Consider the following 24,069-nt stretch of genomic DNA (forward strand, 5'->3'; position numbering starts at 1 on the left):
GACGCGGTGATGCTGCCCGAGATCACGGCCGCCTAGACTGCAGCCAGCTGATCATCGCGTGGAAACGAAAGACCACCACTCAGCGGGACGTGGCCGAGGAGCAAGGTGCGAGAGAGCAAACGGACCGTAATTTTGGACGCCGCGGTCAATGTCATCGAGTCTGACGGGATTACCGCCGTCACCTTCGATTCCGTCGCGGCAGCAGCTGGCATTACCCGTGGAGGGATCATCTACCACTTCCCTTCCCGAGAGGAGTTGATCGCGGCCATTCATGAGCACATGGCATGCCGTTGGGAGAGCCAGCTCGAAGTTGCCTGCGGTAAGCCGGCCGACGAGACCACCGCGCTCGAACGGCTCATCGCTTACATCCGCATGGCGGCGACACCAGCCACTCGAGCAGAAGTGCAGATGATTCTCGATAGTCATCACACTGAGAACCAGGACGCTTGGGATCGTGTTATCCAACGCTGGGCACCACGACCGCAACCGACAGATGATCCCGCATATGCCCTGGCACTTTTGGCTGCCGATGGCCTCTGGGTCACCGACGTACTTGGAAGCACCAGCATCGCTACTGAGCAACGCCATGAGAGCGCCGAACGTATCATCGACCTCATACGAGATAACGAACGCATCGCGTCATAGACCACACCAGCCGGGCAGCAAACGAAAGAGGAGGAACCGGCGCGCGTATCCGGAGCGCTGTGCTTCCAGCCAATCTGTTGGCCGGTGACCGGCATAACGCGCGTCTCGAGACGAGACACAGAGCCCCTCACTGGATTCAGAGCGACGCGAGAATCGCGACATTTAGCGCCGCAAGTCACACCAAAACCCACCATTTCGGCAGGAAACTCACCACCCCGGCGACGAGGGCACCGGCCGGGCGGGCTACTCCACCGTGACGGACTTCGCGAGGTTGCGCGGCTGGTCCACGTCCAGACCCTTGGCCATCGACAGCCCCATCGCGAAGATGTGCAGCGGCACGACGGCCAGCAGGGGTTCGAAAAGAGGACCGGCGAGCGGGATGTGCAGCACCTCGTCGGCATACGGCAGCACGGCCGCGTCGCCCTCTTCGGCGATCGCGATCACGCGGGCACCGCGCGCGCGGATCTCCTCGATGTTCGAGACGACCTTCTTCTGCAGCTCCGCCGACTCGCGCGGCGACGGCACGATCACGAACACCGGCTGACCGGCCTCGATCAGCGCGATCGGTCCGTGCTTGAGCTCGCCCGCGGCGAAGCCCTCGGCGTGGATGTACGCGAGCTCCTTGAGCTTGAGCGCCCCCTCGAGCGCGATCGGGTACCCGACGTGCCGCCCGAGGAACAGCACCGAGCGGGTGTCGGCCATCCAGTGCGCGAACTGCTCGATGCGCTCCTGCTCGTTCGAGAGGATCCGGCGGATCTTGTCGGGGATCGATTCGAGCTCGAGCACGTGCTGGGCCGCCTCGGTCGCGCCGACCGTGCCGCGGACCCGTCCGACGTGCAGCCCCAAAAGGTAGAGCGCGGTGATCTGCGCGACGAAGGCCTTCGTCGAGGCCACGGCGACCTCGGGACCTGCGTGCGTGTAGACGATCGCGTCCGACTCCCGCGGGATGGTCGCCCCCTGCGTGTTGCAGATCGACAGCGTGCGCGCTCCGCGCTCGCGGGCGTACTTGACCGCCATGAGCGTGTCCATCGTCTCGCCCGACTGCGAGATCGAGACCACGAGCGTGTCCGCTCCGATCACCGGGTCGCGGTAGCGGAATTCGTGTGCGAGCTCGACGTCGACCGGCACCCGCGCCCACTGCTCGATCGCGTACTTGCCCACCATGCCTGCGTAGGCGGCGGTTCCGCAGGCGACGATGATGACGCGCTGGATGCCGGCGAACAGGTCATCGAGACCGTCGAGCTCCGGGATCACGACCTGCCCGTCGCGCGTGCGTCCGAGGATCGTGTTGGCGACGGCCTCGGGCTCTTCGCTGATCTCCTTGGCCATGAAGCTCGACCAGCCGCCCTTGTCTGCGGCGGCGGCATCCCACAGCACTTCGAACGGCTCGACCTCGACCTCGTCGCCGAAGAAGTCGGTGACGGTGACGCCGGACGGGGTGATCGAGACGATCTGGTCCTGCCCGATCGCCAGCGCATTGCGCGTGTGCTCGACGAACGCGGCCACGTCGGAGCCGAGGAAGTTCTCGCCCTCCCCGAGACCGATCACGAGCGGGGAGTTGCGTCGGGCCCCGACGACGAGGCCGGGGTGGTCCTCGTGCATCGCGAGGAGCGTGAAGGCTCCTTCGAGACGGCTGACGACCGCGCGGAACGCGGCTTCCAGGTCGCCGCCGGCGGCACGGTACTCCCGACCGAGCAGGACGGCTGCCGCCTCCGTGTCGGTCTCGCTGCGGAACGTGTAGCCCTCCGAGAGCAGGTCGGCCTTGATCTCGGCGAAGTTCTCGATGATGCCGTTGTGGATGACGGCGAGCTTGTCGTCGTCGGCCAGGTGCGGGTGGGCGTTCGTGTCGGTCGGGCCGCCGTGCGTCGCCCAGCGCGTGTGTCCGATGCCGGTCGTGCCGTCGGGCAGCGGGTGCGCCGCGAGGTCGTCGCGCAGCATCTTGAGCTTGCCGGCGCGCTTGCGCATCCCCAGGTCGCCGTCGCCGTCGATCACGGCGATGCCGGCGGAGTCATAACCCCGGTACTCGAGCCGCGAGAGCCCGGCGAGGAGGATGGCCTGGCTGTCGCGAGGGCCCACGTATCCGACGATTCCACACATGGGCTCAATCCTACGGGGGCGGGGTGCGAGCAACCTGAGGGGCGCTTGCCGGGCCCGCCGTGCGAGCATCCTGAGCGCGGCATCCGCCTCGGCAGGGTACGAACCTGCGGGCGGATGCCGCGCTCACAGGGGACCGGGATGCTTGGGTCGAGTCGGAACGGGGTGCCGCGGTCCCCACTGCAGCACCCCGTTCCGAGTCGGGAAGCTAGTTGTCGACGGTCCCGTCGCCGACGAAGGCGGACTCGTCCGCCGCCAGCGGGGCCGGGAACTGAGTCTGCACCGCGGCGGCGCTGCGCTGAGCGGTCCTTGCCGTCGGCGTGGTCTGGCAGATGTCGTAGCTGATGTTGCCGAGGCCGATGTGCTGGCTCTGCGAGTTGCCGTTCTCGCCCGCGACGTAGCGGATGATGACCTGGCTGATGGCGCCGGGGTACGTGATCCGCACGTCCCCTTCACCGCTCACGATCGGCTTGTCACCCCAGACCACCGGGTTGAACGGGTTCGTCTCGGTGCCGGCACCCTGAACGTTGGTTCCGGTGGTGTACGTGTACCCCACGGTGCGGATCCAGACGTTGTCGACCCACCCGATGTTGCCCGGGGCCACCGTCTTGTCGATGTCGATGAGTTTGAACGAGAGCCCCTTGACGGGCCCGCCGACGATGTTCAGGGTGAGCTCGACGTAGTCGCCCTTGTTCAGCGCCTGCACCATCTGGATCTCGATGAAGTTGAAGATGGGGTTCTGCGTCGTCTGGAGAACCTGGCCGGTGTTGCCCGGCTTGCTGCTGGGCTGCCCGTTCGAGGACCACGAGAGGGTCGCGGTGACCCCGGTCGGCTGGCCCTGCGAGTTGTAGAACGTGATGCTCGAGGGCGACGTGCCGACGGCGAGCCCATCGAAGTTCGTGCTCGGCGTGCAGACGGATGCCGCCATGGCCGGCGTGGGAGCGGCGAGGGCGATGACCGGGACGGCCCAGGCCGCACCCTTCACCAGTGTGCGACGGCTGACGCCGGTCGCCGTGGGCGTTTCGTTTTCGGGCGCGCCAATGGCCATGTTCATCCCCAGATCTCACAAGCGATACGGGTGCGCTTCGGGTGCACAGCCGCAGTATCGTCACCCCAATGACGGTACGAGGGTGAACCTAGCACAGCCCCCGACGCGGGCGCCAATGCCGGGTTGCGAATGACGCGGAGGCGTCACAATTTGCGCAGCAGCACCCGCTCGACGGTGTGTCCGGCGCCCTTCTGCAGGATCAGCCGCGCCTGGTGCTTCGTGGGCAGCACGTTCTCGCGCAGGTTCGGCAGGTTGATGTCGTTCCAGTACCCCATCGCGGTCTGCACCGCTTCGTCGTCCGAGAGGTGCGAGAAGACGTTGAAGAACGAGTTCGGATTCGCGAACGCTCCGCGGCGGAGCGCGAGGAATCGGTCGACGTACCACGACGCGATGTGATCGGTGTCGGCATCCACGTAGATCGAGAAATCGAACAGCTCGCTCACCGCGATGTCCCCCGGGGAAGGAGAGGGCTGAAGGACGTTGAGGCCTTCGACGATCACGACGTCCGGCCGCCGGACGGTCACGTGCGCGTCGGGCACGATGTCGTACCGCATGTGCGAGTAGAACGGAGCCCGCGCTTCGGCGGCGCCGCTCTTGACCTCGGTGAGGAAGCGGACGAGCGCGCGGCGGTCGTAGGACTCGGGAAAGCCCTTCCGCTCCATGAGTCCGCGGCGCTCGAGCTCGGCGTTCGGATAGAGGAAGCCGTCGGTCGTGACGAGCTCGACGCGCGGGGTGCCGGGCCAGCGGCTCATGAGCTCGCGCAGAAGCCGCGCGATCGTGGACTTGCCGACCGCGACGCTCCCCGCGACCGCGACCACGAACGGCGTCGTGGTCTCGGAATCGCGCAGGAACGCGCTCGTGTCGGCGCCCAGGCGCTGGGTCGCGTTCGCGTACAGGCTGAGGAGCCGGCTGAGCGGCAGGTAGACCTCGCGGACCTCGGCGATGTCGAGCCGATCGCCGATGCCGCGGATCTGGACGATCTCGGTCTCGCTGAGCGGCTGCGCCATGTCCGCCGCGAGGCGCGCCCACTCCGCTCGGTCGATCTCGCGGTACAGCGAGGGGGCGGGGGCGGCGGCGTCGACGGACATCGGAGACATCGTATCGGGGCACGTGCCGCTAGCCTGTGATCCGTGCGCCTCGGAGTCCTCGACATCGGCTCGAACACCGTCCACCTGCTCGCCGCCGACGTCCACCCGGGCGGCCGCCCGCTCGCGACGACGAGCCAGCGCACCGTGCTGCGGCTCATGCGGTACCTCGACGCGGACGGCGCGATCACCGAGGAGGGCGTTCGCGCGCTCGTGGATGCCGTCGCCGAAGCCCGCAGAACGGCCGAGGCCGAGGGGGTCGACGAGCTGCTCGCGACGGCGACCTCTGCGGTCCGCGAGGCGACGAACGGCCCCGAGGTGATCGCCCGGATCGAAGCGGCCCTCGGACAGGAGCTGCAGGTGCTCGGCGGCGAGACCGAGGCGCGGTACACGTTCCTCGCGGTGCGGCGCTGGTTCGGGTGGGCGGCGGGGCAGATCCTGCTGTTCGACATCGGCGGCGGATCGCTCGAGATCGCGGCGGGGGCCGACGAGCTTCCGGATGCCGCGGAGTCGGTCCCGCTCGGCGCCGGGCGCATGACCGTGCAGTTCCTCCCCGAGGATCCGCCCGGTCCCGATGCGATCGACGCGCTGCGCGCCCACGCCGCGAGCGTGCTCCAGCCGGTCGCCGAGCGCTTCGCGGGGCTCCCCCGTCCCGATCACGTCGTGGGCTCGTCCAAGGCCATCCGGTCTCTCGCGAAGCTCGCCGGATACCCGGCGCCGGGCTGGTCGAGCATCGAGAAGATGATCCTGCCGCGCAAGGAGCTGAAGGCGTGGATCCCGCGCCTCGCGCGCATCCCCGCCGAGACGCGGCAGGAGCTGCCCGGGATCACCGCGGACCGCACGTTCCAGATCGTCGCGGGCGCGGTCGTCCTTCATCAGGCGATGAAGATCATGGACGTCGACGAGCTCGAGGTCTCACCGTGGGCGCTGCGCGAAGGCGTGCTCCTGCGCTACATCGAGTCGCTGAACTGGAACGCCCCGACGCCCTGAGGCTCCCTGGACGAGCAGAGACCCCCGGATCTGGGGGAAACCGGGGGTCTCTCTTCCGCTAGGGGGTTATGCCAACCGCCTCAACCCGAATGTCGGCGGCTGCAGCATCAGCCGGGGGGATGCTCACGTTCGAGCCTACGGACGCGATCGGACGCTGTCTGTCGGAACTTCGGGGGACATTCCGGCCCCTGCATACGTCTTCCTGTCCCCCGTTCGGCGGACATCCGCATCACCACCGATAGCGTGGCCCGATGAGCGCGCCCATCTCGCACACCCCGGTCACGCAGTTCGCCGTCCTCGACGCCCTCCTCGTGGGCGCATACGAGTCGGGCATCGGCGTCGGCGAGGTGCGCGCGCTCGGCGACTTCGGCATCGGCTGCGTCGACCACCTGGGCGGCGAGGTGATCGTCCTGGACGGCGAGGTGTTCGAGTGTACGGTCGACGCACCTCCCGAACGGATGACCGATGAGCAGATCCTGCCGTTCGTCGACGTGTGCCCGGGGCCGGACGCGTCGGTGGAGGCCGTGCGCGACGCCGACCTGGCAGCCCTCACCGCCCAGGTGGAGGCAGGGCTGGCGAGCCGCAACCTGTTCCATGCGGTGCGCCTCGACGGAGAGTTCGCGAGCGTGCGCGGGCGCGTGACGCCGAGGCAGCGGCATCAGTTCCGCCCCCTCGCCGACGTGACCCGCAGCCAGATCGAGACGGTACTCGAGGGGGTTCGCGGCACGGTGGTCGGGTTCTGGGCGCCGGCGATCTACCAGGGCATCACGGTCGCCGGTCTGCACATGCATTTCCTGGCCGAGGATCGCCGCTCCGGCGGCCACGTGCTCGACGTCACGGTCGCCGACGCCGAACTGCGGCTGTCCGCGCACGCGCGGTTCGATCTGCGGCTGCCGACCGACCCGGTGTTCTTGTCGACCGAGCTCACGCACGGCGAGGACCACCGGATCGCCGTCGTCGAGGGCGGGATCGGGCGCTGAGAGCCGCCGGCGGTTCATAACTCCCGCAATCCGCGCGCAGGCACGGACCGGCGCCGCGGATGTCTGCGGCTGCGGCGCACCGCGACGAGCAGATTGCGGGAGTTATGCGCGCCGGAGCCCGGCGACGCGTAGCACGACCACCCGTTTCGCGCCACGGGATGCCGCGGAGCGGGCGGACGCGTACGGTCCGGCTATGGATGAGACCACGAACACCAGCGACGACGGCGCGCTCGAAGGCCCCGACGTCGAGACTTCCCCCACCGGCGGCGCGGAGCCCGCGCCCAAGCCCGACGGGCTCGGGCAGGACGGCACGATCCCGAACCATCCGGGCGGCGTCGCGGCCGGTCACACCGGCGAGGTGTCGACCTTCGAGCCCGAAGAGGACGAGGCCGCGCCCAACTGACCTGCAACGCTCATCCGTCACCTGCGCACGCGAAACGGCTCGATGCGCGTGCGCGGGTGACGGATGAGCTACAGCGCGAGGCGCTCGCGCACGACGTCAGCGAGGCGGTCGGCGTAGTCCTGCGCGATGTCCGCGGACGCCGCCTCCACCATGACGCGCACCATCTCCTCGGTGCCCGACGGGCGCAGCAGCACGCGGCCCGAATCGCCGAGCTCGGCCGAGACCTCCGCGACCGCGGCTGCGACGCCGGCATCGGATGAGGCCCGAGTCCGGTCGACGCCGCGCACGTTCACCAGCACCTGCGGGTACACGGTCATGATCGAGGCGAGGTCGGCGAGCGATCGGCCGGTGCGCGCCATTTCGGACATGAGGTGCAGCCCCGTCAGCAGCCCGTCGCCGGTCGTCGCGTATTCGCTCATGATCACGTGCCCGGACTGCTCGCCGCCGAGCGAGAACCCGCCCTCGTTCATGCGCTCCAGCACATAGCGGTCGCCGACGCCGGTCTGCTCGACCGTGATCCCGCGATCGGACATGGCCCGGTGCAGACCCAGGTTGCTCATCACGGTCGCGACGAGCGTGTCGCCCACGAGGTGTCCACGCTCCTTCATCGACACCGCGAGGATCGCCATGATCTGGTCGCCGTCCACGATCCGACCGCGGGCGTCCACCGCGAGGCAGCGGTCCGCGTCGCCGTCGTGCGCGATGCCGACATCGGCACCCACGCGCACCACGTGCGAAGCCAAAGAGTCGAGGTGCGTCGATCCCACGCCGTCGTTGATGTTCAGCCCGTCGGGATCGGCACCGATCACCGTGACACGGGCGCCCGCGTCGCGGAAGGTCTCGGGCGAGACTCCGGATGCCGCTCCGTGCGCGCAGTCGAGCACGACGTGCAGCCCATCCAGGCGGTGGGGCAGCGATGCGAGGAGGTGCACGACGTAGCGGTCCTCGGCATCCGCGAACCGTCGGATGCGACCGACTCCGGCGCCGGTGGGCTGCAGCTTCGGGGCCGAAAGGGCCGCTTCGATGCGCTGCTCGACCTCGTCGGGGAGCTTGACGCCGCCGCGGGCGAAGATCTTGATCCCGTTGTCGGGAGCCGGGTTATGAGATGCCGAGACCATCACGCCGAAGTCGGCGTCGATGTCGGCGATCAGGTATGCCGCCGCCGGGGTCGGCAGAACGCCGGCTTCGAGGACGTCGACGCCCGACGAGGCGAGCCCGGCGCACACGGCGGCAGCGAGGAACTCACCCGAGACGCGCGGGTCGCGCGCGACGACGGCGGTGAGACGCTTGCCGGCAGCCTTGCGGGCTTCGGCAGTACGGCCCTGGCCCAGGACGACGGCGGTCGCCTGGGCCAGGGTGAGTGCGAGATCGGCGGTGAGGGGGCCGTTGGCCAGCCCCCGCACCCCGTCCGTGCCAAAGAGCGGCATACGGAGGGTGGTCCCGATCAGCGCTTCGAGTACTGAGGAGCCTTGCGGGCCTTCTTGAGACCGGCCTTCTTGCGCTCCTTGACGCGAGCGTCGCGCGAGAGGAAGCCGGCCTTCTTCAGGGTGGCGCGGTTGTTCTCGACGTCGACACCGTTCAGCGAACGGGCGATGCCCAGGCGCAGCGCGCCGGCCTGACCGGAGGGGCCGCCACCGGAGATGCGCGCGATCACGTCGTACGCGTCGGTGAGGTTGAGCACCGTGAACGGGTCCTTCACGAGCTGCTGGTGCAGCTTGTTCGGGAAGTAGTCCTCGAACGTGCGTCCGTTGACGGTGATGACACCCGTACCGGGGACGATGCGCACGCGGGCGATGGCCTGCTTGCGACGACCGACCGCGGCGCCGGGGACGCTGAGCACGGGGCGCTCAGCAGCAACGGCTGCCTGGTCGACCGCGGTCTCGGTCGAGTAGGAGGTTTCGGTGGATTCTTCGATGTTCGCCACGAGTATGTCCTTCGTCAGTCTGGGCGGCGCTTACTGGGCGACCTGGTCGAGGGTGAAGGTCTTGGGCTGCTGCGCACCGTGGGGGTGCTCGGCGCCGCGGTAGACCTTGAGCTTGGTGAGCTGCTGCGCACCCAGGCTGTTCTTGGGGAGCATGCCGCGCACGGCCTTCTCGACGGCCCGCTCGGGGTTCTTGGAGAGGAGCTCGTCGTACGTGACCGACTTCAGGCCGCCCGGGTAACCCGAGTGGCGGTAGGCCTTCTTGTTCTGGAGCTTCTGGCCGGTGAGGGCCACCTTCTCGGCGTTGATGATGATGACGAAGTCGCCCATGTCCATGTGGGGGGCGAAGGTCGCCTTGTGCTTTCCGCGGAGGAGTGCTGCCGCGTGCGAGGCGAGGCGGCCGAGAACGACGTCGGTGGCGTCGATGACCAGCCACTCGCGCTGGGCTTCGCCAGCCTTGGGGGTGTACGTGCGCGTCACAGTAGTGCTGCTTTCTTGTTCGAACGGAGATGTTCGTGAATCCCGCTCCGGGGTGGTTCTCCGACCAGAAGGCCGGCGGAACACGCCAGTGGAGGGCTCACGTTCGCGGTGCAGGGCCAGCAGGGCGCAGGCACCAATGGATCAGCTTACACCACTCAGGCGACTCGCACCTCGACCGGCAAGGCTGTCGAGCATGCGGCATCCCCTCATCGTTTCGACTCTCGCCCTCGCGGCGCTCATGATCGGCGGCTGCGCAGCATCGGCCGAGCCGCGCGGCGCTGCGGCCGAGAGCGAGATCATCGCCACCGGCCTTGCGGCACCGTGGTCCGTGGCGTTCCTCGCGGACGGAACCGCGCTCATGAGCGAGCGGGACACCGCGCGCATCCTCGAACTGCTGCCCGACGGCACCACGCGGGTCGTCGGCACGGTCGAGGGCGTCACTCCCGGTGGCGAGGGCGGCCTGCTGGGCCTCGCCGTCGATGCGGAGGAGCGCCTTTACGCCTACTCCACCGCGGCGAGTGGCAACCGCATCCAGCGGTTCCGGCTGTCGGGCTCGCCGCTGCGCCTCGGCACTCCCGAGACGGTGCTGGACGGACTGCCCTCTGCGCGCACGCACAACGGCGGGCGTATCGCGTTCGGCCCGGACGGGATGCTGTACGCCACGGTCGGCGATGCCGGGGAGCGGGCCGCCGCGCAGGATCCGGCCTCGCTCGCGGGGAAGATCCTGCGGATGACCCCCGACGGCGCGGTGCCCGCCGACAACCCCCTGCCTGGGTCGCTCGTCTACAGCCTGGGCCACCGCAATCCGCAGGGGATCGCCTGGGATGCCGAGGGCACCCTCTACGCCGCCGAATTCGGTCAGGACACCTGGGACGAGCTCAACGTGATCGAACCCGGCCAGAACTACGGATGGCCGATCGTGGAGGGCATCGCGGACGATGACCGATTTGTCGATCCGGTCCAGCAGTGGAAGCCCGCCGACGCCTCGCCGAGCGGCATCGCGGTCGTCGGGGACGATCTTCTGATCGCGAACCTGCGTGGAGAGCGACTGCGGAGTGTGCCGCTGGATGACCTGAGCGCATCGACGGACCGGTTCGTCGGCGAGTACGGGCGTATCCGCGACGTCGTGCGCGCGCCGGACGGGTCGGCGCTCTTGGTCACCAGCAACCGCGATGGGCGCGGGGACGTGCGGGAGGGTGACGACGTCCTGGTCGGCGTGGACTGAACGCCGTGCTCCCTGGGCGAAGACATCGCCACCACCGCGCCCCCGCCGGCCGTCGGATCCGCGCTTCGTGAGAAGATCCATCGGACTATGACCGACCACACCGCACCGGTTGTCGACGAGCACGAGAAGGCGATCTCGCCCGCCGGCATCCGGAAGCGGACGTGGGGGCTCGTGCTCCGCCGAACCCTCCACGAATTCGTGTGGGACGAGTGCCTGGACTCCGCCGCCGCGCTGACGTTCTTCTCGGTCCTCGCCGTCTTTCCGGCGCTGCTAGCGATCGTGTCGACCGTCGGCGTGTTCGGCTACGGCTCCGCGGCGCTGGATCGGGTCTTCGAACTCCTCGACCAGGTCGCGCCGAGCGAGGTGACCGAGATCCTGAGGCTGCCGCTCGCCGATGCCGCGCGCGTCTCCGGCGTCGGAATCACGCTCCTGATCAGCGTCGCGACGGCGATCTGGTCGGCATCCATCTACGTGACGGCTTTCGGACGCGCCATGAACCGCATTCACGGCGTCACCGAAGGGCGCCCCTACTTCCGTCGCAAGCCCATGCAACTCGCGATCACGGTCGGGCTCATGATCCTCGTGACCATCGTCGGCGCCATCGTCGTGCTCTCGGGTCCGATCGCCCGCGCGGTCGGCGGCGCCCTGCAGATCACCGACGCCGCCCTGACCGCCTGGGAGATCGTCAAGTGGCCGCTGCTGTTCGCCGCCGTCGTCACCGCCGTGACCGTGCTCTACAAGAACACCGGCAATCTGCGTCTGCCGCGCGTCCGTTGGCTCGGCGTGGGGGCGACGCTGGCGATCGTGATCATGGGGCTCGCCTCGACCGGCTTCGCCTTCTACGCGGCGAACTTCGCCAGCTACAACCGCACGTTCGGCGGTCTTGCCGCGATCATCGTGTTCCTCATCTGGCTCTTCCTGCTGAACCTCGCCCTGCTGCTCGGCGCCGAACTGAATGCCGAACTCGAGCGCGGCCGGCAGCTGCAGGCGGGTCTGCCCGCCGAGAGCGCACTCCAGCTGCCTATGCGAGATGACACGGTGATCGAGCGACGCGCGCGACGGAAGAGTCGAGACGAAGAGCAGGCCGCGGACATGCGTGCCGGCCGTCCGTTCCGCCCACCGGACGGCGGCTGGTGGAGACGAGCCGTCTCGAGCGTCCGGGCGTGGTTCGCGCGACGGAGGAAGCGCTGATCGAAGACGGCCGGCAAAGCAAGGCCCGGCATCCGCGCCTCTTTCGCCCTACCCTTCGAGGATGCGTTCCTGGTTCGTCCGTGCTCGAGAGTCGTTCTGGCTCCTGCCGACTCTGTTCGGGATCGCCGCCATCTGCCTGGCGTGGGGGCTGACCGAACTCGACCGCCTTCTCCAGGCCGACGGCACCGTCGCCCTGCCCTTCGAGGCCGGGCTCTCGGCCACGGGCGGACGCGCGATCCTGACCGTGATCGGCGGAACAATGCTCGGCGTCGCCGCCACCTCGTTCTCGATCACGATCTCGGTGCTCGCCACCACCTCATCGACCTACGGGCCACGACTGGTGCGCAACTTCATGGCCGATCGCGGCAACCAGCTCGTGCTGGCCGTGCTGACGTCCACTTTCCTGTACACGCTCGTCGTCCTGGGGGCCGTGCGCACCGAGCAGGACTCCACCTCGGCGTTCGTTCCGCTGGTCGCGGTCGGCTTTGCTGTGATCCTTGCCGTCGGCGATGTGGCCGTCCTGGTGTACTTCATCCACCACATCGCCGGATCCGTCCAGGTCACGACCCTCCAGGCTCGAGTCTCCGACGAACTGCGCGCCGTGATCGACCTCGTGTACCCCGAAAGCCCGTCCGCCCCTCCCGCCGTCGTCACGGGCCTTCAGCGGACGAACGTGGTGCGAGCACGCAGCACCGGCTATGTGCAGTTCGTCGACATCGACCGGCTGGTGTCCTGCGCACGAAACGGTGACGGCGTCCTCCGGGTGACCGCGACGCCGGGCACCTACGTGCTCGACGGCGACCCGATCGCCGAATGGTTCCTGCTGCCGACCGCACCCGCCGCGTCGGCAGCGTCCGACCCGGACCACGACGCCCACGCGGACGCCGTGGAACGCGCCTTCTCCATCGACTCGCCCCGCACGCCTCACCAGGATCTCGTGCTCGCCGCTCGCAACCTCACCGAGATCGGTGTGCGCGGTCTCGCGTCGGGCACGAACGACCCCTACACGGCGCAATCGGTGATCGACGCGCTCACCGCGGCGCTGGTGACGCTGTGCACCCGCCCGGTCAGCATGAATCGGATCGCCGACGCCGATGGCGATCTGCGGGTGCTGTGCGCGTGGCCCACCCCCGACGAGGTGATGCAAGAAGTGCTTGCGACTCTGCGGATCTATGCGGTGCCGCATCCGCTGGTGGTGAGCGCGATCGTGCAGGCGATGAGTCGGCTCGAGAAGGTCGCGGCGGGGCGCTGCCGCATCATCCTGCGCGTTCAGTCCGATGCGCTGCGCGATGCCTTCGTGCGGACAGAGCCCGCGCAAGCGGATGCCGCGCCGATCCTCTCCGCACTCGACGGCGTCCGCGCGGATCTCGCGTCCCTGTGATCCGCTCGCATCCCGCGTCCCCCTGAGGCCACCTGGATCGTCCGCGGCCTCGGCGCGGCCGACCTCGATCGATACCTCGCCTGGCTCATCATCGCCGCGCGTGTGCTCACCTATCCGCTCGCACCGTGGGTGGGCATCGCGATCTCCGTGCCGCTCGCCTTCCTGGTCGCGCAGCTGTTCGCCTCGTACGTTGAAGCGCCGTCGCACCGCCTGGCGAAGTGGGCCGGAACCCGCACCGCACACGGTCTGCAGCCGGCGCGCGAACCCGCCGAACCGGGGCGCTGATGTCAAGGGGCCGCTGGGGCCCGGCCTCGACCCCGACGCCACTGCACGAACGCGACGATCAGCAGGCCCAGCGCCGCCCCGGTGAGGTTCGCGATGATGTCCATCACGCTGGGGGTGCGCTTGTCGAGCATCAGCGCCTGAAACGACTCGATCGCGACCGTCGACACGAGGGCGATCGGCAGGATCAGGTAGCGCTGCCGCAGGATGAGGGCGAGCAGGATGCCGAGCGGCACGAACAGCAGGATGTTGGCCCCGAACTCGATGCGCGCGTACGTGGCGAACGGGAAGACCCGCGTGATGCGGCGCAGCAGCCCGCCCGCACCGCTGTCGACCGGCACCGGCCACACCGCGATGAGCGTGAGCACGACGAGGTACGCGGCCAGCAGCACACGCGGGTTCCGCACCGCGGAGCGCAGCCGCGAGGGACGCGTCAGAGGTGCGGGCCGCGGGGGGCGGGGAGGGATCGACGGATGCCGCGCCACCGGCGCCGCGGCGACGCCGAGCCGACCGCTGTTGATGTGCCGGCCCGCGGCGGCAGGCGCCGGCACATCCGCGGCGGCAGGCGCCGGCACCGGGGCACCCGAAGCACCGGGAACGACCGGCGCACCGGGCAACGGCGGCCGCGGCGGGATCGACCCCGCCGGTGTGTTCGGCTGTGCGTTCACGCGACTCCTCACCCTCGGACGCCGCGTCGCTGCCGCTGAAGAATGTCCGCGCCGACCGGCACCGGACTGATTCACGGCATGATACCCGGGCCCGCCCGTGCTAGAGATGACAGCAACGTCCTACCCCCGGAGGAGTCCCCGTGTCCGCGACGCGCCCGCGCACCCGCACCGACAGGCGCCGCGGCGTGCTCATCGCCGGCATCGCGGTGGGGGCGGTCCTCCTCATCGTCGCGGTGGTCGCCGTCGTCATCGCGGTCCTGCCCAAGCCCGCGGCCGCAGGCCCGGCACCCGGGGCGACGCTGCTCGTCGCCGCCGACACCGCCGCGGCCGCCGCATCCGATTCCGGCTCCGCCGCCGCCCGCGAGGCGGCCGCGTACCTGGCCGCGCAGCCGACCGCGGTGTGGCTGACCCCCGAGGAGTTCGGCGTCGGCGAGGTGGGCCCTGCCGTCACCGCCCTCGCCGACGAGGCGCGGCAGCAGTCCGCGATCCTCACGCTCGTGGTCTACGGCCTGCCCGAGCGCGACTGCGGGCAGTACTCGGCGGGCGGGCTGCCGCCCGCGGACTACCCGGTCTGGACGACCGAGATCGGCGAGGCGCTGCGCGCGGCATCCGATGTGCACGCGATCGTCGTCCTCGAGCCCGACTCCCTCGCCCTCGCGCCGGAGTGCGGCAACGTCGACGAGCGCACCGCGCAGCTGCGCGCCGCGATCGAGGACCTGCAGGCCGACGGCGTCTGGATCTACCTCGACGCCGGGCACTCGGACTGGCTCCCGGTTGACCAGATGGCCGATCTGCTGCGGCAGGCTGGCGTGCAGGACGCGCGCGGATTCGCGACGAATGTGTCGAATTACTACGACTCGGATGCCGAGATCGACTACGCCCATCGCCTCGCCGACGCGCTCGGCGGATCGCACGCGGTGATCGACACGTCCCGCAACGGCGCGGGGTCGGACGGGCAGTGGTGCAACCCGCCGAAGCGGCTGGTCGGCGATGTCGGCGGCACGTTCGGCGACGACGTGGTCGATGTGAACCTGTGGATCAAGCCGCCCGGCGAGAGCGACGGCGAATGCAACGGCGGACCCGCCGCCGGGCAGTGGTGGCCGCAGAGTGCGATCGAGTTGACACGCGCGTCGCTTGAGTGACATATGCGTGTGAAAGAATCGCCTCTCCAGCACCACTCCAGTCGTCTTCGGACGGTCGTTTCCCTGCGACGCCACACGGCATCCGGAGCACCCGTACCGATCTCGGCACGACTGGAGTAAGTGAATGACCGAAACCACCGACAGCGGACGCACGGCGGTCATCGTCGAAGACGATGCCGAGCTCAGGCACCTGCTGGTGGACGTCCTGGAAGCAGCCGGTTTCTCCACCGTCTCGGTGGGCAACGGCATCGACGGCATCCAGGCGGTGCTGTCGTATCAGCCGATGATCACGACGCTGGATGTCAACATGCCCGGCATCGACGGCATCGAGGCGGCGCGGCGCATCCGCGCCCACAGCGACACGTACATCGTGATGATCACGGCGATGGGCGACGAGGCGGATGTCGTCCTCGGACTCACCGCCGGCGCGGACGAGTACATCACGAAGCCCTTCCGTCCCCGCGAGTTCCGCGCGCGCATCGACGCGATGCTGCGCCGCGGACGCGCGGCGGCTCCCGCGGCGCCGGTGCGCACGCAGGAGAGCGCGGGTCCGTCGTTCCCGTCGGCTCGCCCGGCCCCCGCTCCGGCGCCCGCACCCGCGGCGGCTCCCGCCGCACCGCAGGAGCTCATCGTGCACGAGGCGGGAGCCACCGGCACCGGCGCGCTCGAGCTGCACAACGGCGAGGGCCAGTGGCTCGCGCACCGCAACCTCCGCCTCGACCTCGACAGCCGCATCGTCCTGATCGACGACAGCGAAGTCGACCTGACCCGCACCGAGTTCGATCTGCTCGCCGCACTGCTGGAATCCCGCCGTCGCGTACGCAGCAAGGCCGACCTCACGCTGCTCCTGCGCGGCGAGTCGTACGTCACGACGTATTTCGTCGGGGATGCCGACAAGCGGGCGGTCGAGGCGCACATGACGAACCTCCGCCGCAAAATCGGCGACAACCCCGCACAGCCTCGATTCATCGAGACCGTGCGGGGTGTCGGGTACCGCCTCACCTCAGAGGTCACTCCTCCCCCGGCGTGACCTTCGGATCGCGCTCCCCAGCTGCGAATCCGAGTGAGTGAGGGGTCCTGAGCCGTTCGGGCGACTCAGACCTTGTATCCGTGCTGGCGACGGACGAGCTTGGTGAACATCAGGAGCGTCTGCAGGACGGTCACGACACCGACGATGGGCCAGCCGATCCAGAGGATCGTGGACTGCACGACCGGGCCGAGCATCATCCAGATCACCGCGACGGCGACCATGACGGCGATCGCGACGATGAGGGGCACCCAGTGTCCGTGGCCGCCGCCGCCCTTCTCCGCCTTCGCCTGCGCCGCCCAGTTGTCGACCTTCTTCTTGGAGAGGAAGCTCGACCAGGCGCGGGTGAAGTGCGACAGCCGGATCCACATGTAGACCTCGGCGGGCACGATCAGCAGCGCGAAGAGCACGTCCTTGCGGGTGCGGTTCGCCATCGTCATCGCCATGCGCAGGTTCAGCATCACCGCCATGCCGATCGGGATCAGCCAGACGGGCGAGAACACGAACGCGCCGATCGACAGCGACGCCGCGAGCAGGAGGAGGAACGCGACGCGCACGAACAGGTTCGTGAGCATCCCGAAGTTCTCCGCCCAGCGGATCCGCAGGTTCGGGTGCAGCGGCTGCCCCTTCGTGTCGCCCCGCTGTCCCGGCCACATCAGCTCGATCGCGCCGTAGGTCCACTTGACCTGCTGCGCGTCCAGCGCCCGCAGCGTCGTCATCCCCCCGACGTCGGCGCGGGCGGCCGGGCTGATCTTCGTCAGGTACCCGGCGCTCTTGATCTGCAGAGAGAGCAGCGAGTCCTCCACCTCGCTGTCCTTGACCCACGGCGTGGACTGGTGGTTCTGTTCCATGACCTCGCGCAAGGCATGGGTGGAGAACACCGAGAACTGTCCGCCGAGCACGGCCATGTTGCGGCCGCGCAGCAGGTTCTGCAGGTTGAAGGCGGCGAACTGCGAGCGCTGGCCGCTGATGAGGAACGAGGCGAGCCCCTTGAAGGGCTTGTTGTCGATCGAGTAGATCGCCGAGATGCCGCCGATGCGGCTGTCGCCGATGATCTCGGTCTCGAGGTACTCCACGGCGTGCTCCTCGGCGATCGTGTCGCCGTCGACGCCGAGGAGGTAGTCGTACCCCTCGACGAGGGCGTAGCCGTAGTTGAGCGCGCCGACCTTCTTGTCGGGGTTCTTGCCGATGTCGTGGACGAACACCTCGGTGAACTGCTCGCCGAGCTCGGTCGTGATCTCGTGCGCACCGGCGTACTGCGAGGCGATCTGCACCGTCTTGTCGGTCGTGTTGTTCACGACGACATGGATGACATCGGGGACGCGGGTCTGCGCGAGGAGCCCCTCGATGACCGAGGCGATCGACTCCTCCTCGTTGTACGCGGGGATGACGCACCCGATCGTGGAGCGCTGCGTCGTCGAGCCCTCGAACACCGAGTCGAAGTCCTCGGGGAAGGCGTGGTCGAACACGGGCTCGGCGGGCACGACGACCGGGGCGCGGTGGTGGGCGCGCAGGGCCAGCTCGCTGCGGGTGGATCCCGGGGTGGTGATCGTGGTCATGTCCGTGTCCTTCTCGAGGCACCGCGTGTCCCCCGAAGGGGGGACGGGGGCCGGAGCACCTCGTTGGAGACCAGCTTGTTATGCTCAACTCCACGTAGCACCCGTGGTTCGTCCAGGCGACCACAACGAATCCGCAAGGTTTGCGCAACGCCCCCGAACCCCCTCCGGGACGCCGGCTGCGGACCCGACGACAGGTGAATGGATGATCACCCTGTACACGGTCACCCTCACGGTGGCGTGCTGCGTGGCCGTGGCTCTGGTGATCGTCTCCGAGCGCCGCGCCCGCTCCACCGACGGGCCGTGGGCCTCGGCATCCACCCTGTCCGTGCTGGCTGCGAGCAGCGCGACGCTGTCGACGCTCGCGTACGCGATGTCGGGGCCCGACGACGAGCACCTGATCCCGCTCCTGATCGGCGACGTGTCGATGCCGCTGTCGATCGGGTTGATCCTCGCCGCCGTCCGGGTGGCCGGGGGGATGCCGCGGACCTGGCTGATCCTCTCGAGCACGGTCTCGGTCGCGGTGGGGGCGACGACACTCCTGCTCTCCCCCCAGACCGGGCAGGCGGTCAAGCTGGTCGCGCTGGCCCTGCTCAGCTTCCTGACGGTGTTCTCGTGCGTGCGCGGCAAACTCCCCGACCTCGGCGCCTGGCTCGTGGGTGGGACGCTCACCGCGTACGGCGCGTACTGCCTCGTGCGATTCGGCGCGCCGCTCCTGCGGGTGCAGCTGCATCCGTACGTCGAGATCGGGCTGTCCCGCAGCGTCGCGACGATCGTGGCGGCCGTGGCGGTCGGCATGGTCGCGTGGGGCATGATCGTGATCATCCGGCGCGCTCAGGGGCCCGATCCGACAGCGATCGTGAGCAACGAGACCCTCACGAACTGGATCGAGGCGCTGCTCGCCCAGCGCAGCGTCGTCCTCGCGATCACCGTGACGGTGCCGGCGCTCCCGCTGCATCGCGCCGCGTTCGGCCGGGCGTGGGCGCAGGCGATCGCGACGGCGGTGACGCGCGCGTCGGCCGACGTGCTGCCGACCGGAAGCGTGATCGGGCGGGCCGCCCCGGGCGCGCTCGTCGCACTGCAGTTCGGCACGAATTTCGACCTCGCCGCGATCCGCGCGACCCTGCAGGAGACCTACGAGAAGCTGCTGCCCGCCCCGGCGCCCACGGACCCGCCCGACCTCGAGGTCGCGCAGCTGAACATCACGGCGACCTCCGACGTCCGCCGGTTCGCCCGACACGCCCGCTCGGCGGCACGGCGCGTCCTGAACTCTCAGGGAGTGTGAACGAGATGACCACTGCCGCGAGCCTGCCGCTCGGCACGCGCACGCATTCGATCTGGCTGTCGCAGCTCCTGCTTGCGATCGTCGTCGTGGTGGTCGTGCTGCTCGTCCAGGCCCTCGCCCCCGAGACGCTGGGTATGTGGACCTTCACGGTCGGGGTGTCGATGATCGTGATCCTCACCGGACTCGCGCTTGCCCTGCCCTGGCAGAAGCTGCCGCGCTGGGCGGTGCTGTTCGTCCCGCTCCTGGACATCATCGCCGTGGGACTCATGACCCGCGACACCCCGATCGACTTCGCGTTCCTGTGGGTGTTCCCGGTGACATGGATCGCGTCGCACTTCCCGCTGTGGGCGACCGGCACGGCGCTCGGCACGGTCGCGGTCCTCGTGCTGCTCGAGGAGCTCGGCCACCCCGAGAACCCGAACGGCACGCTGCGCCTCATCATCATCACGCTCTCGCTCACCTTCATCGCGATCAGCACGCAGAGCGCCGCGCGTCAGACGCGGGCGTTCAAGCGGCTGCTGCGCCGCGAGGCGAACAAGCTGAACGAGACGCTCACCCGCTCGACGCGGCAGGAGCGCGAGCTCTCGCGCGTGCTCGGCTCCCTCGACGTCGGCGTCGTGCGCCTGTCCGCGGACGGCGAGATCGTCGAGGCGAACACGACGTACCGCGCGCTGTACGACATCGCTCCGGGCGACGCGTCCTTCGCGCCGCGTGCCGTCGAGTACGACGGGTTCGAGGGCTCGCCGCTGAGCCCCACCCGCCGTCCGATCACCCGCGCCCGCCACGGCGAGCAGTTCGAGGACGAGCGCACCTGGCTGTTCACGACAGACCTGACCTGGCGGGCGCTGGCTGCGACGTCGATCCGGCTGCCGAACGATCAGGGGCTCCCCTCGGGCGACCGACTCGTGATCGTGCACGACATCACCGCGATGATCAGCGCCGAGCGCGCTCGCGCGAATCTCGCGACGCGTGTCTCGCACGAGCTGCGCAACCCTCTCACCACGATTCTCGGCTTCTCCGACCTCCTGCTGGAAGACACCACCCTCCCCGACCCGACGCGCGTGCGCGTCGAGGCGATCACGTCGGCTGCCGAGCGCATGCTCACGCTCGCGAACGAGATCCTCGCGTCGGGCAAGCAGGCGCAGAAGGCCGAGGCGACCGTGACGAGCACCGACCTTGCGAAGGTCGTCGCCGATTCCGTGGAGTCGTTCATGCCGGCCGCCGAGACCGGCGGCATCCGCGTGGTCCTCGCCGTGTCCGATCATGTGAGCGTCCTCGGTGACGCGTTCCGCCTGCGCCAGGTGTGCGACAACCTGCTCAGCAACGCGATCAAGTACACGCCGAAGGGTGGGCGGGTCACCGTCGAGGTGTTCCGGTCGGGGCCGGAGGGCCCGTCGCGGGCGAACGATCAAGCGATGCTCGTCATCAGCGACACCGGAATGGGCATGTCCGAGGACGAGCTCGAGCGCATCTACGAGCCGTACTTCCGCAGCGCCGCCGCCGAGGCGAGCTCGATCACCGGCACCGGGCTCGGCATGGGCATCGTCCGCTCGCTCGTTGCCGAGCACAGGGGCGAGCTGACGATGCAGAGCGCGCCGGGTCGCGGAACGGTCGCCACGGTGAGCCTGCCGGCCGAAGACGCGCCGGATGCCGGCCTCCTGGCCGACGGATCGTGGAGGGCCCGCACCGATGCTTGATACCGCGACCGCGACGATCGCCACCGGAGACCTGGTGGTCGGGCTCACCGTGACGATGACGGTGTGCACCGCCCTCATGATCTGGGTGGGGCTGCTCGGACGGGCGAGCCGCGCCACGCTCCTGTGGACGTTCGCGTTCGGGCTCGGACTGCTCGCCGCCTACGCACTGCTCGCGACGGGCGCGGCGGGCGCCGACGTGCTCTTGCATCCGGTCGGACTAGGGTTCCTGTGCGGCATGCCGGCCCTGGTCTGGTCGGGTCTGCGCGCGGCGCAGGGCAAGCGACCGTACGCGTGGATCGGGTTCCTGCAGTCGGCGGCGTCGGTCGTGATCCTGTTGCTCACGACGAATGCCGACGCCGGTTTCGCCGTCTTCCGCTGGCTCTTCTTCGCGTCCGCGATCGGGGCGGTGCTGGGCGCGATCGAAGTGCTGCGGGGCGTCTACCGCGGGTCGCGATTCGGGATGCCGCTCGTCGTCGCCGCCGGGACCCTGCTGCTGCTGTCCGCGATCGGCGCGGCGGGGACCGTTGCGGGCTCGAACACGGCGACCGACCTGTTCTTCGTACGGGGCATCGTGATTGCGCTCACGATCTACGCGATCTGCGCGACCGTGAGCGTGCTGTTCCTCTCGAACCGCCGACCGGGCGCGCGCGACGCGCTCGAGGCGCTGGACGCGTACCTGCCCGAGTGGGCGATGCGCGCGATCGTGCGTGAACGTCTGCTGCGGGCTCGCGATCGTCGAGAGCAGTCCTGGTCGTTCGTCGACCTCCGGCTCGATGACGCGACCGATCTGCGCGAAGCGACCGGCGAGGCGACCTTCTCCGCGATGACCCGCCGGTTCGAGGGAATCGTCGCGGCGGTCTTCCCGGCCGAGGCCGACCTCTGCCGGGTCACGCCGGGTCACGTCACGGTGTTCGCGTCGCAGCCGGTGGGGGCGGTGCGAGAGTTCGTGCGGAGCATCCTGAACGAGGTTTCGGTGCCCGACGATCAGGCACCGACGGGCCTGCGGATCACGGCGAGCGCGGGCATCGTGACGGTTGACGTCACGACCGACACCTACGAGAAGCTCGCCGCGGCGGCGGCGGCTCAGACGGCCGCGGCACAGGAGGCCGGCGGCGATCGCTGGCGCCGAGCGGATGCCGATCTCTCGGCATCCTGATCGGGATCACTTCTGCGCGATCGCGACGGTGATCGTGTCGGTCGCGGTCTGCTTCGCGAAGTCGCTCGAGGTCGGCGTGGACTGCACGAGGTATTCGTACGTGAACTCGAGCGAGACGTAGGTCGCGTCCGCCGGCGTCGGTCCGACCGTGAAGGTCTGCGAGTAGCTGTACGGGTCGAGGACCAGATAGCCCGGGTTCGTCGTCGCGCTGTCGACCTGGGCGCTCAGCGGATCGAAGGTCTCGGTCGCCGACATCGGGGTGGCGATCATGGTCGCGCGCTGGAGGTAGACCTTCTGGCCGTCGTTGGGCGTGATCTGCGTGATCATCGAGAGGCTGACCGGCTTGAGGGCGTCGGCGGTCCACTTATCCATCGTCAGGGTCGACCAGTAGTCGATCGTGATCGTGAGGGGTCCGGCGACCAGCCCGCGTTCGGTGGAGCCCGACGACAGGTCGTTGGGAACGGGCTGGGGCACCTCGGTGGAGGTGGGCGTCGGAGTCGGCGACGCCGTCGGGGTCGCCCACGGCGGCGTGCTGCAGCCGGCGAGGGCGATGGCGAGTGCGGCGATCGCGGCGAGCGCTGTCGTTCGTCGTGCAATGCGCATGTGCGGCCCCTTTGTGCCCGTGTGCCCCGTGCGACGGGGTGATGTCAGCGGAATGTTGCGTCACCAGGCATCTGCGACCGGGTCCGGCCAGTCTATTGGCGGGTGGGGGGCGGTTCCCTGTCCCCTCTTCGGGGGACACCGAACGGGCATCGCCCCTGGCCGGACCGCTTTTCTGCGTCACCGTCGTGAAACATGCGATTCACGTAGGGTCGGTACGGTTCTTCTCATGAGCACCCCCACCATCAAGGCCGTGATCCCTGCAGCCGGTCTCGGCACCCGTTTCCTCCCCGCCACGAAGGCCATGCCGAAGGAGATGCTGCCGGTCGTCGACAAGCCGGCCATCCAGTACGTCGTCGAAGAGGCGGTCGCCGCCGGGATCGATGACATCCTCGTGATCATCGGCCGCAACAAGAACGCGCTGGCGAACCACTTCGACCGGGTGACGGAGCTCGAGCACACGCTCGAGGCGAAGGGCGACCACGGCAAGCTGGCGCGGGTCGTCGAGCCGAGCTCCCTCGCCGACATCCACTTCGTCCGGCAGGGCGACCCGAAGGGTCTCGGTCACGCGGTGCTCCGCGCGAAGAAGCACGTCGGCAATGAGACGTTCGCCGTGATGCTGGGCGATGACCTGATCGACGCGCGTGATCCGCTGCTGTCCCGGATGATCGAGGTGTCGCTCGGTCGCTCCGCGACGGTGGTGGCGCTCATGGAGGTGGATCCGTCGCAGATCCACCTCTACGGCTGCGCCGACGTGGACACGACGGACGAGTCCGACGTCGTGAAGGTGAAGGCGCTCGTCGAGAAGCCGTCCGCCGAGGAGGCCCCGAGCAACCTCGCGATCATCGGCCGGTATGTGCTCAAGCCCGAGATCTTCGAGGTGCTCGAGAACACGGAGCCCGGCAAAGGCGGCGAGATCCAGCTGACGGACGCTCTGGAGGAGCTGGCCGCCGACGAGTCGATCGCGGGCCCGGTGCTGGGCGTGATCTTCTCGGGTCGCCGCTACGACACCGGTGATCGCCTCGACTACCTGAAGTCGAGCATCCTCCTCGCCCTGGATCGGGAGGACCTCGGTCCGGGCCTTGCCGGCTTCATCAAGGAGATCGCGCCGACCCTCCCGGAGTGATTCTGTTGCGTGTGGTCGGTCGACCCCGGCACGTCTGAGGTGACAAGACCTGATCCCTTCGTCCGAGGTGCGCGCTCAAAGTGCCAG

At 69.1% G+C, this 24,069-nt stretch carries 23 protein-coding genes; 14 read left to right on the forward strand and 9 right to left on the reverse strand.

The features are described from left to right. Positions 1-105: 105 nt before the first annotated feature. On the forward strand, positions 106-645 hold the full coding sequence (locus AB0P18_RS15205; protein WP_332106597.1) for a helix-turn-helix domain-containing protein: 540 nt from the start codon (positions 106-108) through the stop codon (positions 643-645). 243 nt (positions 646-888) lie between these two features. On the opposite strand, the gene glmS is transcribed toward AB0P18_RS15205, so the two are convergent. The 3 genes from glmS to coaA all read right to left on the reverse strand — a co-directional run bounded on the left by glmS (position 889) and on the right by coaA (position 4,875). Next, the gene (gene glmS / locus AB0P18_RS15210; protein ID WP_363360727.1) at positions 889-2,742 is read right to left on the reverse strand and encodes a glutamine--fructose-6-phosphate transaminase (isomerizing); all 1,854 of its coding nucleotides are present in this window, start codon (positions 2,740-2,742) and stop codon (positions 889-891) included. A 205-nt stretch (positions 2,743-2,947) separates the two neighbouring features. Beyond that, positions 2,948-3,793, reverse strand: coding sequence for a hypothetical protein (locus AB0P18_RS15215; RefSeq protein ID WP_363360728.1), 846 nt, complete (start codon positions 3,791-3,793; stop codon positions 2,948-2,950). 137 nt (positions 3,794-3,930) lie between these two features. Next, positions 3,931-4,875 carry a type I pantothenate kinase gene (coaA, locus tag AB0P18_RS15220; RefSeq protein WP_344051931.1) on the reverse strand — a complete coding sequence of 315 codons (945 nt, stop codon included), beginning with the start codon at positions 4,873-4,875 and terminating at the stop codon, positions 3,931-3,933. A gap of 42 nt (positions 4,876-4,917) precedes the next feature. On the opposite strand from coaA, the gene AB0P18_RS15225 reads away from it, so the two are divergent. The 3 genes from AB0P18_RS15225 to AB0P18_RS15235 all read left to right on the forward strand — a co-directional run bounded on the left by AB0P18_RS15225 (position 4,918) and on the right by AB0P18_RS15235 (position 7,245). Then, positions 4,918-5,862 (forward strand): Ppx/GppA phosphatase family protein, encoded by a 945-nt coding sequence (locus AB0P18_RS15225; RefSeq protein ID WP_363360729.1) that lies wholly within the window; start codon positions 4,918-4,920, stop codon positions 5,860-5,862. Positions 5,863-6,113: 251 nt separating this feature from the next. Then, complete coding sequence (budA, locus tag AB0P18_RS15230; RefSeq protein ID WP_363360730.1) at positions 6,114-6,842, forward strand: acetolactate decarboxylase; 729 nt, start codon at positions 6,114-6,116, stop codon at positions 6,840-6,842. Between the two features lie 193 nt (positions 6,843-7,035). After that, entirely contained in the window at positions 7,036-7,245 is a 210-nt protein-coding gene (locus tag AB0P18_RS15235) for a hypothetical protein (protein WP_363360731.1), read from the forward strand. Positions 7,246-7,313: 68 nt separating this feature from the next. Here the strand turns inward: AB0P18_RS15235 and glmM are convergent, their stop codons facing one another. The 3 genes from glmM to rplM are packed head-to-tail and all read right to left on the reverse strand — an operon-like array spanning position 7,314 to position 9,646. Beyond that, positions 7,314-8,672 (reverse strand): phosphoglucosamine mutase, encoded by a 1,359-nt coding sequence (gene glmM / locus AB0P18_RS15240; RefSeq protein ID WP_363360732.1) that lies wholly within the window; start codon positions 8,670-8,672, stop codon positions 7,314-7,316. Positions 8,673-8,689: 17 nt separating this feature from the next. Then, entirely contained in the window at positions 8,690-9,169 is a 480-nt protein-coding gene (gene rpsI / locus AB0P18_RS15245; RefSeq protein ID WP_344051921.1) for a 30S ribosomal protein S9, read from the reverse strand. A 30-nt stretch (positions 9,170-9,199) separates the two neighbouring features. Continuing rightward, on the reverse strand, positions 9,200-9,646 hold the full coding sequence (rplM, locus tag AB0P18_RS15250) for a 50S ribosomal protein L13 (RefSeq protein WP_344051919.1): 447 nt from the start codon (positions 9,644-9,646) through the stop codon (positions 9,200-9,202). A gap of 193 nt (positions 9,647-9,839) precedes the next feature. Here rplM and AB0P18_RS15255 point away from each other — a divergent pair, with 193 nt between their 5' ends. The 4 genes from AB0P18_RS15255 to AB0P18_RS15270 all read left to right on the forward strand — a co-directional run bounded on the left by AB0P18_RS15255 (position 9,840) and on the right by AB0P18_RS15270 (position 13,728). Beyond that, entirely contained in the window at positions 9,840-10,871 is a 1,032-nt protein-coding gene (locus AB0P18_RS15255; protein ID WP_363360733.1) for a PQQ-dependent sugar dehydrogenase, read from the forward strand. A gap of 87 nt (positions 10,872-10,958) precedes the next feature. Next, entirely contained in the window at positions 10,959-12,062 is a 1,104-nt protein-coding gene (locus tag AB0P18_RS15260) for a YihY/virulence factor BrkB family protein (RefSeq protein WP_363360734.1), read from the forward strand. 61 nt (positions 12,063-12,123) lie between these two features. After that, the gene (locus tag AB0P18_RS15265; protein WP_363360735.1) at positions 12,124-13,443 is read left to right on the forward strand and encodes a DUF2254 domain-containing protein; all 1,320 of its coding nucleotides are present in this window, start codon (positions 12,124-12,126) and stop codon (positions 13,441-13,443) included. Between the two features lie 102 nt (positions 13,444-13,545). Beyond that, positions 13,546-13,728: a hypothetical protein gene (locus AB0P18_RS15270; RefSeq protein WP_363360736.1), complete on the forward strand. Its 183-nt coding sequence runs from the start codon at positions 13,546-13,548 to the stop codon at positions 13,726-13,728. Between the two features lie 2 nt (positions 13,729-13,730). Here AB0P18_RS15270 and AB0P18_RS15275 read toward each other — a convergent pair whose 3' ends face one another. Continuing rightward, the gene (locus AB0P18_RS15275) at positions 13,731-14,393 is read right to left on the reverse strand and encodes a VanZ family protein (RefSeq protein ID WP_363360737.1); all 663 of its coding nucleotides are present in this window, start codon (positions 14,391-14,393) and stop codon (positions 13,731-13,733) included. 140 nt (positions 14,394-14,533) lie between these two features. Between AB0P18_RS15275 and AB0P18_RS15280 the strand changes: the two genes are divergently transcribed. Together AB0P18_RS15280 and AB0P18_RS15285 are read left to right on the forward strand one after the other, a co-directional pair. Continuing rightward, positions 14,534-15,535 carry a glycoside hydrolase family 6 protein gene (locus tag AB0P18_RS15280; protein WP_363360738.1) on the forward strand — a complete coding sequence of 334 codons (1,002 nt, stop codon included), beginning with the start codon at positions 14,534-14,536 and terminating at the stop codon, positions 15,533-15,535. 124 nt (positions 15,536-15,659) lie between these two features. Continuing rightward, a complete protein-coding gene (locus AB0P18_RS15285) occupies positions 15,660-16,565 on the forward strand; it encodes a response regulator transcription factor (protein ID WP_363360739.1) in 906 nt (301 codons plus the stop codon). 65 nt (positions 16,566-16,630) lie between these two features. On the opposite strand, the gene AB0P18_RS15290 is transcribed toward AB0P18_RS15285, so the two are convergent. Continuing rightward, positions 16,631-18,121 (reverse strand): glycosyltransferase family 2 protein, encoded by a 1,491-nt coding sequence (locus AB0P18_RS15290; RefSeq protein ID WP_363360740.1) that lies wholly within the window; start codon positions 18,119-18,121, stop codon positions 16,631-16,633. Between the two features lie 202 nt (positions 18,122-18,323). Here AB0P18_RS15290 and AB0P18_RS15295 point away from each other — a divergent pair, with 202 nt between their 5' ends. The 3 genes from AB0P18_RS15295 to AB0P18_RS15305 are packed head-to-tail and all read left to right on the forward strand — an operon-like array spanning position 18,324 to position 22,256. Beyond that, complete coding sequence (locus AB0P18_RS15295; protein ID WP_363360741.1) at positions 18,324-19,403, forward strand: hypothetical protein; 1,080 nt, start codon at positions 18,324-18,326, stop codon at positions 19,401-19,403. A 5-nt stretch (positions 19,404-19,408) separates the two neighbouring features. Beyond that, a complete protein-coding gene (locus AB0P18_RS15300; RefSeq protein ID WP_363360742.1) occupies positions 19,409-21,100 on the forward strand; it encodes a PAS domain-containing sensor histidine kinase in 1,692 nt (563 codons plus the stop codon). Continuing rightward, positions 21,093-22,256 (forward strand): hypothetical protein, encoded by a 1,164-nt coding sequence (locus AB0P18_RS15305; protein WP_363360743.1) that lies wholly within the window; start codon positions 21,093-21,095, stop codon positions 22,254-22,256. Before AB0P18_RS15300 ends, AB0P18_RS15305 begins: the two co-directional genes overlap by 8 nt. Before the next feature lie 6 nt (positions 22,257-22,262). Here the strand turns inward: AB0P18_RS15305 and AB0P18_RS15310 are convergent, their stop codons facing one another. Continuing rightward, on the reverse strand, positions 22,263-22,859 hold the full coding sequence (locus AB0P18_RS15310) for a hypothetical protein (protein ID WP_363360744.1): 597 nt from the start codon (positions 22,857-22,859) through the stop codon (positions 22,263-22,265). A 226-nt stretch (positions 22,860-23,085) separates the two neighbouring features. Between AB0P18_RS15310 and galU the strand changes: the two genes are divergently transcribed. Then, the gene (gene galU / locus AB0P18_RS15315; protein WP_363360745.1) at positions 23,086-23,982 is read left to right on the forward strand and encodes a UTP--glucose-1-phosphate uridylyltransferase GalU; all 897 of its coding nucleotides are present in this window, start codon (positions 23,086-23,088) and stop codon (positions 23,980-23,982) included. The last annotated feature ends 87 nt before the right edge of the window (positions 23,983-24,069 follow it).

This window comes from Microbacterium sp. NPDC064584, from assembly GCF_040687315.1.
In the GTDB taxonomy this organism is placed as follows: Bacteria; Actinomycetota; Actinomycetes; order Actinomycetales; family Microbacteriaceae; genus Microbacterium; species Microbacterium lacus.